The sequence below is a fragment of the Amycolatopsis pretoriensis genome (assembly GCF_900107925.1).
GTDB lineage: Bacteria > Actinomycetota > Actinomycetes > Mycobacteriales > Pseudonocardiaceae > Amycolatopsis > Amycolatopsis pretoriensis.
In genome coordinates, this window is sequence record NZ_FNUJ01000013.1 from 98,748 (window position 1) to 110,213 (window position 11,466).

Annotated in this window: 11 protein-coding genes; 7 read left to right on the forward strand and 4 right to left on the reverse strand. The window is 71.0% G+C overall.

Going from position 1 to position 11,466, the window contains the following annotated elements:
* The first annotated feature begins 13 nt into the window (after positions 1-13).
* The 3 genes from BLV96_RS42625 to BLV96_RS42635 all read left to right on the forward strand — a co-directional run bounded on the left by BLV96_RS42625 (position 14) and on the right by BLV96_RS42635 (position 2,567).
* The gene (locus tag BLV96_RS42625) at positions 14-604 is read left to right on the forward strand and encodes a TetR/AcrR family transcriptional regulator (protein ID WP_086679293.1); all 591 of its coding nucleotides are present in this window, start codon (positions 14-16) and stop codon (positions 602-604) included.
* Between the two features lie 446 nt (positions 605-1,050).
* Positions 1,051-1,896, forward strand: coding sequence for a chitosanase (locus BLV96_RS42630; RefSeq protein ID WP_086679294.1), 846 nt, complete (start codon positions 1,051-1,053; stop codon positions 1,894-1,896).
* Positions 1,897-1,931: 35 nt separating this feature from the next.
* Complete coding sequence (locus BLV96_RS42635) at positions 1,932-2,567, forward strand: L,D-transpeptidase family protein (RefSeq protein ID WP_244180908.1); 636 nt, start codon at positions 1,932-1,934, stop codon at positions 2,565-2,567.
* Here BLV96_RS42635 and BLV96_RS42640 read toward each other — a convergent pair.
* Genes BLV96_RS42640 through BLV96_RS42650 form a run of 3 tightly spaced genes read right to left on the reverse strand, consistent with a single transcriptional unit; the run spans position 2,557 to position 4,706 of the window.
* Complete coding sequence (locus tag BLV96_RS42640; protein ID WP_086679295.1) at positions 2,557-3,543, reverse strand: PHP domain-containing protein; 987 nt, start codon at positions 3,541-3,543, stop codon at positions 2,557-2,559. The two genes, BLV96_RS42635 and BLV96_RS42640, sit on opposite strands and share 11 nt — an antisense overlap.
* A gap of 9 nt (positions 3,544-3,552) precedes the next feature.
* Positions 3,553-4,056, reverse strand: coding sequence for a metallophosphoesterase family protein (locus BLV96_RS42645; RefSeq protein WP_086679296.1), 504 nt, complete (start codon positions 4,054-4,056; stop codon positions 3,553-3,555).
* A complete protein-coding gene (locus BLV96_RS42650; protein WP_086679297.1) occupies positions 4,053-4,706 on the reverse strand; it encodes a GntR family transcriptional regulator in 654 nt (217 codons plus the stop codon). The genes BLV96_RS42645 and BLV96_RS42650 overlap by 4 nt, the downstream gene beginning before the upstream one ends.
* 77 nt (positions 4,707-4,783) lie before the next feature.
* On the opposite strand from BLV96_RS42650, the gene araD reads away from it, so the two are divergent.
* The 3 genes from araD (at position 4,784) to BLV96_RS42665 (ending at position 9,643) form a co-directional block, all read left to right on the forward strand.
* The gene (gene araD / locus BLV96_RS42655; RefSeq protein WP_086679298.1) at positions 4,784-6,496 is read left to right on the forward strand and encodes an L-arabinonate dehydratase; all 1,713 of its coding nucleotides are present in this window, start codon (positions 4,784-4,786) and stop codon (positions 6,494-6,496) included.
* A 114-nt stretch (positions 6,497-6,610) separates the two neighbouring features.
* Positions 6,611-8,392, forward strand: coding sequence for a VanW family protein (locus BLV96_RS42660; protein ID WP_086679299.1), 1,782 nt, complete (start codon positions 6,611-6,613; stop codon positions 8,390-8,392).
* Positions 8,393-8,443: 51 nt separating this feature from the next.
* The gene (locus BLV96_RS42665) at positions 8,444-9,643 is read left to right on the forward strand and encodes an MFS transporter (protein ID WP_086679300.1); all 1,200 of its coding nucleotides are present in this window, start codon (positions 8,444-8,446) and stop codon (positions 9,641-9,643) included.
* Between the two features lie 31 nt (positions 9,644-9,674).
* On the opposite strand, the gene BLV96_RS42670 is transcribed toward BLV96_RS42665, so the two are convergent.
* On the reverse strand, positions 9,675-9,932 hold the full coding sequence (locus tag BLV96_RS42670) for a hypothetical protein (protein ID WP_086679301.1): 258 nt from the start codon (positions 9,930-9,932) through the stop codon (positions 9,675-9,677).
* A gap of 208 nt (positions 9,933-10,140) precedes the next feature.
* Between BLV96_RS42670 and BLV96_RS42675 the strand changes: the two genes are divergently transcribed.
* Complete coding sequence (locus BLV96_RS42675) at positions 10,141-11,415, forward strand: diguanylate cyclase (protein ID WP_086679302.1); 1,275 nt, start codon at positions 10,141-10,143, stop codon at positions 11,413-11,415.
* The last annotated feature ends 51 nt before the right edge of the window (positions 11,416-11,466 follow it).

The window sequence follows — 11,466 nt, forward strand, 5'->3', positions numbered from 1 at the left end:
CTAGAGTGACCCCATGGCCCGACTCACCCGCGCGGAAAGCCAGGCACGCACCCGCGAGCAGCTCATCGAGACCGCCCAGCTGCTGTTCCTGCGCGACGGCTACTCGGTGACGTCACTGGAGAAGGTCGCGGACGAGGCCGGCTACTCGAAGGGCGCGGTGTACTCGAACTTCCGCAACAAGGACGAGCTCTGCCTCGCCGTCCTCGACCGGATCCACGACGAGCAGGTCGCGCTGATCGCCGAAGGGCTGGTCGGCGCCGAGGGCGTGGACGACCTGCTGGCCGCGTTCCAGACCTGGGCCGAGCGCAGCATCGGCGACGAGGCCTGGACCTCTCTCGAGGTCGAGTTCGCCACGAACGCGCGGCGCAACCCGCACGTGCGCGCCGAACTGGCCGCGCGGGACAAGGCGATCCGCGACACCATCGCCGGCCTGCTGAGCGGGTACGCCGAGCGCTTCGGGATCACGCTCCCGATGTCGGCCGACGACGCCGCGACCGCGTTGCTCAGCCTCGGCATCGGCCTCGGCGTGCAGCGGGCGATCGACCCGACGATCCCGGTGAACGTGCTGCCGGACGTCATCCGCATCTTCACCGGGGCGCGCTGAGCACTCGCCCGCCCCGAAACGGCAGGGCTCCGGCAAAGCCGGGCGGGGCGATGCTCCGCCTGGCACCACCGCCCGCGGGACGCCGGGCTGGAGAGGCGTTTCGGCGGGATATCGAGTTTCGGTGGTCATGAACGACTCGTTCATCGCATCTGGCGAGGTGAACGACTCGTTCATGACGTTGCCGGCTGCCGGACCGCCCACCCGCAAAGGACATGAACGACCCGTTCATGCCGTCCGACGACATGAACGACCCTTTCATGTCGTCGCCGCGACCGTCCTTTGCGGACCCTTTCCGGTGGTCTGGACCGTTCACGAACATGAACGAATTCCGCCTCTTGTGGAGCCTGCTGACTCTTCGCTACCGTGTCGCTACGCCGCAGCTCCACCCGCATCACCCGTACCCGCCGTGATCCCCCACGGCGCACCCGCGGAAAGGGTCTCCACCCATGAGCAAGAAGTTGCGGCCGGTAGTCATCGGCGCGCTCGGCGCGGCCTCCGTCGCCGCCCTCGTGATCACCACCCCCGCGCTCTCCTCGGCCGCCCCGGCGCCACTCGCGGCGCACAGCGCGACCGCCCTCGCCGTCGGCGACCTGTCGGCCCCGGCGAAGAAGGAGATCGCGATGAAGCTGGTCTCCAGCGCGGAAAACTCGTCGCTGGACTGGAAAGCGCAGTACAAGTACATCGAGGACATCGGCGACGGCCGCGGGTACACCGCCGGCATCATCGGGTTCTGCTCCGGCACCGGCGACATGCTCGAACTCGTCGAGGCCTACACGAACTCCGTGCCGAACAACCCCCTGGCCAAGTACCTTCCCGCGCTGCGCAAGGTGAACGGCACCGACTCCCACAGCGGGCTCGGCTCGGCCTTCGAAAGCGCCTGGAAGCAAGCCGCGGCCACCACCGCGTTCCAGACCGCGCAGAACAACGAGCGCGACCGCGTGTACTTCAACCCCGCGGTCAGCCAGGGCAAGTCCGACGGCCTCAGCAACCTCGGCCAGTTCGCCTACTACGACGCGATCGTCATGCACGGCCCCGGCGACAGCTCCGACAGCTTCGGCGGCATCCGCAAGGCCGCGATGAAGAAGGCGAAGACCCCGGCCCAGGGCGGCGACGAGGCGACGTACCTCAAGGCGTTCTTCGCCGCCCGCAAGGTGATCATGAAGCAGGAAGAGGCGCACGCCGACACCTCGCGCGTCGACACCGAGCAGCTGGTGTTCCTCAACGCGGGCAACTTCGACCTGCACACCCCGCTGAAGTGGAAGGTCTACGGGGACTCCTACACGATCAACTGACGCACCGGCGGCGTGGCACCGTTAAGCTCTCCGGCATGCGCAGGAGAGCCCTCGGTGCCACGCTGGCCGCGGCCGCGCTGCTGACAAGCGGGGCCGCCTCGCCGGAGCAGCCGGAGCCGCGGCAGCGGATCACCGTGCAGGCCGACGCCGCGGGCGCGACCACCGCCGTCCTCACGGCGTGGCAGCGCACCGGCGGCGAGTGGGCGAAAGCGTACGGCCCGATCACCGCGCACGTCGGGCGGAACGGCGTCGGCCAGGCCGGCGAGTCGACGTCGCACACCCCGGCCGGCGTCTGGCCGCTCACCGAGGCGTTCGGCACGCGGCCCGCGCGGACCCGGCTGCCCTACCGCGAGGTCACCACCTCGGACTGGTGGGTCTCCGACGTCGGATCCCGTTACTACAACACGCACTTCTCCTGCGCCCCCGGCACGTGCCCGTTCGACGAAGCCGCCGGCGAGAACCTCGGCGCGGCGGGCGCGGTCTACGCCCGGGCCGTCGTCATCGACTACAACCGGACGCCGGTGGTGCCGGGCGCGGGTTCGGCGTTCTTCCTGCACGTCACCGACGGGAAACCGACCGCGGGTTGCGTCGCGATCACCGGCCCGGACCTCGAAGCGCTCCTGGGCTGGCTCGACCCGGCGAAGCACCCCGTCATCGAGATCAGCGGCTGAGCAGCTCTTCCGCCGTGCGGGTGTTGATGATCCGCTCCGGCCCGATGCCGGCCTTGACCGCGCGTTCGCAGCCGTAGGGCTGCCAGTCGAGCTGACCCGGTGCGTGCGCGTCGCTGTCGATGGCGAACTCGCAACCGATCTCCGCGGCCAGTTTCAGCAGCCGCATCGGCGGGTCGAGCCGCTCCGGACGCGAGTTGATCTCGACGGCCACGCCGTTCTCACGGCACGCGGTGAACACCGCCTCGGCGTCGAACTCCGACTCGGGACGGCCGCGGCCGACGACCAGGCGGCCGGTGCAGTGCCCCAGCACCCGGACGTGCGGGTTGCGCACGGCCGCCACCATCCGCCGGGTCATGTCGCGCGCCGGCATCCGCAGCTTCGAGTGCACGCTCGCGACGACGAAGTCCAGCTGCCCCAGCAGCTCCTCTTCCTGGTCGAGGGCGCCGTCGTCGAGGATGTCGACCTCGATGCCGTGCAGCAGCCGGAAGGGCGCCATCAGCTCGTTGGCCTTCGCCACGATCTGCATCTGCGTCCGCAGCCGGTCCGGTGAGAGCCCGTTCGCGACGGTCAGCCGCGGCGAGTGGTCGGTCAGCACCATCCACTCGTGCCCGACGTCCCGGCCCGCGACGGCCATCTCCCCGATCGAGCTGCCGCCGTCCGACCAGTCCGAATGCGTGTGGCAGTCACCCTTCAAAGCCGAGCGCAGCGGCTCGCCGTCCGGCAGCTTCTTCTCGACGATCTTCGACCGGTACGCCGGGTCACGGCCGGCCAGCGCGTCCTCGATGACGCCGGCGGTCGCCTTCCCGATGCCGGGCAACGAGGTCAGCGTGCCGTTCTCGGCCATCGAGGCCAGCTGCGAAGCCTCGGTCTTGTCGACGGTCGCGGCCGCGTTCCGGAACGCGCGCACGCGGTAGGTCGGTTCCCCCGCGCGTTCGAGCTGGAACGCGATCTCCCGCAACGCCCATGCCGGATCCATGGACCCTTCCTACCCCTTCCGGGGCAGTTCGTGCAGCTCGACGCCGGTCAGCGTGCCGTTCTCGACGCGAGCGGTCTGGTAGGTGCAGAACGGCTGGCGACGGCGGTCGGTGGGCGAACCGGGGTTGAGCAGCCGCAGCCCTGCTGAGGTCGTGGTGTCCCACGGGATGTGGCTGTGCCCGAACACGAGCACGTCGGTGTCCGGGAACTGCGCGTCGCAGCGCTGTTCGCGGCCCTGCTTCGAGCCCGTTTCGTGGATCACGGCCAGCCGGAGCCCGTCGAGGTCCGCGCGCGCGATCTCGGGCAGCCGCGCGCGCAGGTCCGCGCCGTCGTTGTTGCCGTAGACGCCGATCAGGCGCTTGCTGCGTGCTTCCAGCTCGTCGAGCACGCCGGCCTCGACCCAGTCGCCGGCGTGCACGACGACGTCCGCCGCCTCGACCTCGGCCCACACCTGCGGCGGCAGCACGCGGGCGCGGGCCGGCAGGTGGGTGTCCGAGATGAGCAGCAGCTTCATCCGATGGCCTTGAGGACCCGCTCGAGGAAGCCGCCGATGTGCTCCTTGAGCAGCGCCGCGGCGCCTTCGGCGTCCCCCTTCTTGGCCGCCGCGAGCACGGCCTTGTGCTCGGTCAGCTCCTTCTTCCAGCTGGGGTTGGCTTCCCAGCCGACGACGCTGATCAGGGCCGCGCGGTCCTTGAGGTCGTCGAGGATGCTGACCAGCAGCGGGTTGCCGCAGCCGCGGTAGAGGGCGCGGTGGAACCGGCGGTTGAGCAGGCTCAGCGCGGCCTGGTCCTTGTCCGCGATGGCCGTCGACGCTTCCTTCAGCGCCTCGGCGGCGTCTTCCAGCAGTTCGGGGTCGCGCCGCTCGACGGTCCGGCGGACGGCTTCCGGTTCCAGCACCATCCGCACGTCGTAAACGGACTTCGCGAGCTCGGCGTCGACCATGACGACCGAAGCGCCCTTGTACGGGCTGAACGTCACCAGGCCCGAATTGGACAGCACCTTGAGCGCCTCGCGCACCGGCGTCTTCGACACGCCGAGCCGCGCGGCCAGCTCCGCTTCGACGAGCGGCTGGCCGGGCACCAGTTCCCGGGTCAGGATGCCGCGGCGGATCTCCTCCAGGACCACTTCGGTCCGGGAGGCGGGCAGGCTGAACGTCCCGGTCATGGTCGCTCCCTCGTATCGTGTCGAAACCCATTCAACCAGGCCCGCGAGATCATATATCAGATGCCATACTGGATCGCATGAAAGCACCCGAGGAGCTCCGCAGCCACCGGTGGTTCGGCGGCGGCGAACTGCGCAACTTCAGCCACCGCGCCCGCAGCCGCCAGCTCGGCTACAACCCGGAAGAGCACCTCGGCAAGCCGGTCATCGGCATCCTCAACACGTGGTCGGACATCAACCCGTGCCACATGCACCTGCGCGAACGCGCCGAGCAGGTCAAGCGCGGCGTCTGGCAGGCCGGCGGGTTCCCGCTGGAGTTCCCGGTCGCGACGCTGTCGGAGACCTACCAGAAGCCGACCCCCATGCTCTACCGCAACCTCCTCGCCATGGAGACCGAGGAGATCCTGCGGTCCTACCCGATCGACGGCGCCGTCCTGATGGGCGGCTGCGACAAGACGACCCCGGCGCTGCTGATGGGCGCGGCCAGCGCGGACCTGCCCGCGATCTTCGTGCCGGCCGGGCCGATGCTGCGCGGGCACTGGCGCGACGAGGTGCTCGGCAGCGGCACCGACATGTGGAAGTACTGGGACGACAAGCGGGCCGGCCTGATCGGCGACGCCGAAATGTCCGAACTGGAGCGTGGCCTGGCCCGCTCACCGGGGCACTGCATGACGATGGGCACGGCGTCGACGATGACGTCGGCCGCCGAGGTGCTCGGCATGACGCTGCCCGGTGCGGCGTCGATCCCGGCCGTCGACTCCGCCCACCACCGGATGGCCGCGGCGAGCGGCGCGCGGATCGTCGGCATGGTCTGGGAAGACCTGACGGCCGGCCGGATCCTGGACAAGACCGCCTACGAAGACGCGATCACCACCGTGCTCGCGCTGGGCGGGTCCACCAACGCCGTGATCCACCTGATCGCGATGGCCGGGCGCAGCGGGATCCCGGTGAGCCTGGCGGATTTCGACGCGATCGCGCGGCGCGTCCCGGTGCTCGCGAACGTCCGCCCGGGCGGCGACTGGCTGATGGAGGACTTCTACTACGCGGGCGGGCTGCCCGGCCTGCTGTCGCGGCTGACCGACCTGCTGCACACCGATCGGGTGACCGTCACCGGCCGCACGCTCGGCGCCGACCTCGAGGCCGCGCGGGTGCACAACGACGACGTCATCCGGACTCGCGACAACCCGGTGGCGGCCGAAGGCGGAGTCGCGGTGCTGCACGGCAACCTGGCCCCGTCGGGTGCGGTGATCAAGCACATCGCCGCCGAGAGACACCTGCTGACGCACACCGGCCCGGCCGTGGTGTTCGAGAACTACGCGGACCTCAAGAAGCGGATCGAGAACCCGTCGATCACCGCGGACTCGGTGCTGGTGCTGCGCGGCTCGGGCCCGCTCGGCGGCCCCGGCATGCCCGAGTACGGGATGCTGCCGATCCCCAAGCACCTGCTCGAACAGGGCGTGCGCGACATGGTCCGGATCTCCGACGCGCGGATGAGCGGCACGAGCTACGGCGCGTGCGTGCTGCACGTGGCCCCCGAGTCCCACGTCGGCGGGCCGCTCGCGCTGGTCCGCGACGGCGACCTGATCACCCTCGACGTACCGGCCCGCGTGCTGCGGCTCGACGTGTCCGATGAGGAGCTCGCCCGGCGGCGTGCGGAGTGGACAGCTCCGGCACGGCGGTTCGAGCGCGGTTACGGCGCGCTCTACAGCGAACACATCACGCAAGCCGACGAAGGCTGCGACTTCGACTTCCTCGCGCGAGCCGGCCACAACCCCGAACCCGACGCGGGTTGACCGTTGCGTGACCGGTTCATCCCCCGTTAGGGCGAGTCGTACGGCTTGTCCGGGTGCCCCGTACGCTGAGGCCGTCACCGGCGCGTTCCGGTGCCGCGTTGAAGGGGTGGAAAGTTGCCGTACGAACCGCGCTGGCCCGAGTCACACGGTGAGCAGACGGACGTCCTGCCGGTCGTCCGGCCCGAACCGGACCCGGAACCCCCGAAGAAGCGCGACCTGCGCAAAGCCGGCTGGATCGCGGGCGGCGTCTTCGGCCTGCTGGTCGTGGTCTACGGCGTCGACCTGCTGGTCAGCCAGGGCAGCGTCCCGCGCGGCGTGACCGTCGCCGGCGTCGACGTCGGCGGGATGGACCGCGACGCGGCCGAGCAGGAGCTGCGCGGGCAGATCGAGCCGCGGCTGACGCGGCCCCTCGCCGTCACCGCGGGCGACGTCCAGGGCACCCTCTCGCCGACGGCCGCCGGGCTCGGCCTCGACTGGCCGAAGACCCTCGACGAGGCCGGCTCGCAGCCGCTGAACCCGTTCACGCGCCTGGCGTCGCTGTTCTCCAGCCGCGAGGTCGGCGTCGTCAGCCACGCCGACGACGCCAAGCTCGCCGCCGCCCTCGACGGCCTCCGCGGCCAGGTCGACCGCGAGCCGGCCGAAGGCACCGTGAAGTTCGAAGGCGTCAACCCGGTCGCCGTGCCGCCGAAGCCCGGGCAGAAGCTCGACGTCGGCGCCGCCAAGGCCGCGGTCGTCGAGAAGTGGGCGAGCGGCGGCGCCCTGGCCCTGCCGGTGACCGCCACGCCGGTCCGCACCACCCCCGAAGGCGTCCAGGCCGCGCTGGACCAGTTCGCGCGCCCCGCCGTCTCGGGCCCGCTGGTCGTCAAGGGCGAAGGCAAGAACGCCACCGTGAAGCCGGAGGCGATCGCCGCCGCGCTGAGCTTCGAGCCCGCCGAGGGCGGCGGGCTCGCGCCGAAGATCGACAACGCCAAGATCGCCGAAGCCGCCGGGCCGCAGCTGAAGTCCACCGAGAAGGAGGGCAAGGAGGCGACCATCGTCTTCGAGGGCGGCAAGCCCACGGTCGACCCCTCCACCGACGGCCGGACCATCGATTGGGACCCGAGCCTCAAGCCGCTGCCCGAGGTGCTGAAGAAGACCGACGGCCGTGAGGTACCGGCGATCTACAAGGACGCCCCGGCGAAGGTGACGACCGAGCAGGCGAACCAGCTGGGCGTCAAGGAGGTCGTCGGCGAGTTCACCACCGGCGGCTTCGCGGCCGACTCCGGCACCAACATCCGGGTCGTCGCGCAGAAAGTCAGCGGCGCCATCGTCAAGCCCGGGGAAACCTTCAGCCTCAACGGGTTCACCGGCCCGCGCGGCAAGCCGCAGGGGTACGTCGAGGCGGGCGTGATCAAGGACGGCGCGCCGGGCCGCGAGGTCGGCGGCGGCATCTCGCAGTTCGCGACGACGCTGTACAACGCGTCCTACTTCGCGGGCATGAAGGACGCGGGGCACAAGGAGCACAGCTACTACATCAGCCGCTACCCCGCCGCGCGCGAGGCGACGGTGTTCCAGAACCCCAACGGCTCCAGCGTCATCGACCTCAAGTTCACGAACGACTCGGCCACCGGCATCGCGATCCAGGCGATCTGGACGCCGTCGTCGATCACCGTGAAGCTGTGGGGCACCAAGCGCTACACCGTCGAGTCGATCCCCGGCGGCCGCTCCAACCCGAGCGACCCGCAGCCCAAGGCGGGCCCGGCGGAGAACTGCCACGCGTCGAACGGCGCCCCGGGGTTCACCACGACCGACACGCGGGTGCTCAAGGACGCCGCGTCCGGGCGCGAGGTGAGCCGCTCCACGCGGACGGTCCACTACAACCCGCAGCCGAAAATCACGTGCGGCGAGGGGCAGTAACCTCCTAACGGCCGTTCACGCTGGGCGTCCGCGCCGGTACCGTGGGTCGCCATGGCGGTGCGCGCGGTCGGCTTCCGGGACGTCCTCGCGGTGGCCGAGTTCCGGGCGCTGTTCTCCGCGCAGCTGGTCTCGGTCACCGGTGACCAGCTCGCGCGGGTCGCGCTGTCGATCCTGGTCTACGACCGGACGAACTCGCCGGGCTGGGCCGCGCTGACCTACGCGCTGACGTTCCTGCCGGACCTCGTGGGCGGGCCGCTGCTGTCCGGGCTGGCCGACCGGTACCCGCCGCGGGCGGTGCTGGTTTCCGCCGACGTGCTGCGCGCGCTCGCCGTCGCCGTGATGGCGTGGCCGGGCCTGCCGCTGCCGGCGGTCGCGGCGCTGCTGATCGGCGTCCAGCTGCTCAACCCCGTCTGGAACTCCGCGCGCGCGGCCCTGCTGCCGCAGGTGCTGCCCGGCGAGCGGTTCGTGCCGGGGATGGGCCTGCTGATGATGCTGGTGCAGGCGGGCCAGGTCGCCGGGTTCGCGCTGGGCGGGCTCCTGGTGGCGGGCATCGGCACGGGCGGCGCGCTGCTCGCGGACGCGGCGAGCTTCGCGGTGTCGGCGCTGTTCCTGGTCACCGGCGTCCGGTCGCGGCCGCCGCGCCAGGCGTCCGGCGTCCGCTGGTGGCGGCACGTGCGCGCGGGCTGGACGGTGGTCGTCGGCGACCGGCGCCGGCTCGCGCTGGTCGCGCTGGGGTGCGTGTCGGGGATCTACATCGCGGGCGAGGCGATCGCGGCTCCGTACGCGGCGGAGCTGGGCGGCGGCGCGGTGGTCGTCGGGCTGCTGCTCGGGGCGTACGCGCTGGGGAACGTGCTCGGGATGGCGGCGCTGTCGCGGGTCCCGCCTTCTCAGCGAGCCCGTTTGCTCGGGCCGCTGGCGGTGCTGGCGTGCGCGGCGCTGCTGGGCTGCGCGCTGCGTCCGAACCTGGCGGGCACGCTGGCGGTGCTGACGCTGTCCGGCGTGGCCAGTTCGTACAACTTGATCGCCAACACGACGTTCGTCCAGCTCACGCCGGACGCCCAGCGCGCGCAGGCGTTCGGGTTCGCGTTGACGGCGTTGCGCGTGTCGCAGGGGCTGGGTGTGGTGCTGGCGGGAGTGGCGGCCGAGCGCGTGGCTCCGCACGGCGTGGTCGCCGGCGCGGGCGCGATCGGCGTGGTGGCGGCGTGCGGGGCGGCTTTGCTGTGGCGGCGGGCGCAACCGGAGTCCCGGTGACCGGCCTTGCCGGCCGGCCACCGGGGACGGATCAGGGCCGCGTCCAGTCGGTCGGGCACTGCGGCAGCGCTGGCGAGACGCCGGGGCGGGTCCAATCGGTCGGGAGCTCGCGGACGGTCCAGTCGGTGGGCAGTTCGCGGGCCGTCCAGTCGGTCGGCAGCTGCCGCGGGGTCCAGTCCGTCGGGATCGCGCGGGTCCAGTCGGTGGGGAGCTGCCGGGTCCAGTCGGTCGGCCGCTGCGCGCGACGCCGGGACGGGACGATGTTCGCGTTGGGCAGGAAGTGGGACATGACTTCTCCTGTTCGTGAGGGATCTTGCACCGTGCGTGACCGAACGGTAGCCCGACCAGCCTAGTGACACACCGCGTTCATTCGATTACAGTGACGATTTCCGCGAAGAGTTCCGTCCTGAGAAGAGGGGCGTTTCGTGGGATTGTCCGGGTCCCAAGGGCGAAAGCCCAGCTCAGAACGTCCACGATCGGGTCTCCGTACGTGGGCGATGTGGAAGCTGAACACTCCGGTGCTCGGCTACGTCCTCATCGTCGACGCGCTGGCGTTGATCGCGGTCGTCGCCACGGCCGCGCTCGTGCCCGTGACCACCCAGGCGGTGCTCTGGTGTGGCCTGATCCTCGCGGGCGAGATCGTGCACCTCGAAGCGGCGCAACGCATCGAGCGCATCCGCGAGCTGGCCGCCGACGGCCGGCCGCACATGCACCTGCAGTCGATCTGGATCTTCGCCGGGCTGCTCCTGCTGCCCCCGCCGTTGGCCACGCTCGTCATCGTCGTCAGCTACGCCCATTCTTGGGTGCGCGTGTACAAACGACGCGGCGTGATTCACCGGAAAGTGTTTTCCGGTGCCACCGTGATCCTCGCGTGTTTCGCCGCGGGCGCCGTGTTGTCGGCCGGCACCGGGCACCTGGCGCCGTACGTCCCGTACCTGGACGGGTTCGGCGGGATGACCGCGCTGCTGCTGTCCGGGATCGTCTACTTCGGACTCAACTACGTGCTGGTGATCCTGGCGATCCTGATGAGCAACCCGGGCAAGCCGCCGCGGCAGGCGTTCGGGAACGCCTCCGACGTGCTGATCGTGCTGGCCGCGGTCGGCGTGGGCTGCGGGATCGCGCTGGTGATGACGGTCCGGCCGTGGCTGCTGCCGGTGCTCATGGTGACTCCGGTGGCGCTGCACATCGGCCTGCTGCTGCCGCAGTTCCAGGCGGCCGCGCGCACGGACTCCAAGACGGCGTTGCTGGCGCCGGAGTTCTGGGTGCAGCTGGCGCGCAACGAGCTGGCGCGCGCCGCCGAACTGGCGTCGACGGCGGGCGTGCTGATGATCGACATCGACCACTTCAAGGCCATCGACGACGGCAACGGCCACCTGGCGGGCGACGAGGTCCTGCGCGCGATCGCGGCGGCGATCCAGCACTCGGTCCGCGGCGGCGACTACGTCGGGCGCTTCGGCGGCGACGAGTTCGTGGTGCTGCTCCCGGGCGCGACGAGCGCGGAGATCGTGTCCATCGCGGACCGCATCCGCGCGGCGATCGCCCGGATCGAGGTGCCGGTGCCGGTGATCCGCCCGGGCAAACCCGAGGTGATCGACGGCTTGACGGCCTCGATCGGCGCGGCGGTGTACCCGGAAACGGCCCAGGAGTACACGATCCTGCTGCAGGCAGCGGACGACGCGGTGTTCGCGGCGAAGGCCGCGGGCCGCGACCGGGTGGTCCTGGCGAACCCCCACACGGAGCTCATCCGCCCCGAAATCCCCGACACCCTCTGAAGTCCGTGAATGGCACATTGAGGGACGCTTGGTCCCTCAATGTGCCATTCA

Excerpts from the sequence above, each read along its gene's own strand:
- BLV96_RS42635 (WP_244180908.1), top strand. The coding sequence starts at position 1,932 with ATGCGCAGGAGAGCCCTCGGTGCCACGCTGGCCGCGGCCGCGCTGCTG.
- BLV96_RS42650 (WP_086679297.1), bottom strand. The coding sequence starts at position 4,706 with ATGACCGGGACGTTCAGCCTGCCCGCCTCCCGGACCGAAGTGGTCCTG.
- BLV96_RS42670 (WP_086679301.1), bottom strand. The coding sequence starts at position 9,932 with ATGTCCCACTTCCTGCCCAACGCGAACATCGTCCCGTCCCGGCGTCGC.
- BLV96_RS42645 (WP_086679296.1), bottom strand. The coding sequence starts at position 4,056 with ATGAAGCTGCTGCTCATCTCGGACACCCACCTGCCGGCCCGCGCCCGC.
- BLV96_RS42625 (WP_086679293.1), top strand. The coding sequence starts at position 14 with ATGGCCCGACTCACCCGCGCGGAAAGCCAGGCACGCACCCGCGAGCAG.
- BLV96_RS42665 (WP_086679300.1), top strand. The coding sequence starts at position 8,444 with ATGGCGGTGCGCGCGGTCGGCTTCCGGGACGTCCTCGCGGTGGCCGAG.
- BLV96_RS42675 (WP_086679302.1), top strand. The coding sequence starts at position 10,141 with ATGTGGAAGCTGAACACTCCGGTGCTCGGCTACGTCCTCATCGTCGAC.
- araD (WP_086679298.1), top strand. The coding sequence starts at position 4,784 with ATGAAAGCACCCGAGGAGCTCCGCAGCCACCGGTGGTTCGGCGGCGGC.
- BLV96_RS42640 (WP_086679295.1), bottom strand. The coding sequence starts at position 3,543 with ATGGATCCGGCATGGGCGTTGCGGGAGATCGCGTTCCAGCTCGAACGC.
- BLV96_RS42630 (WP_086679294.1), top strand. The coding sequence starts at position 1,051 with ATGAGCAAGAAGTTGCGGCCGGTAGTCATCGGCGCGCTCGGCGCGGCC.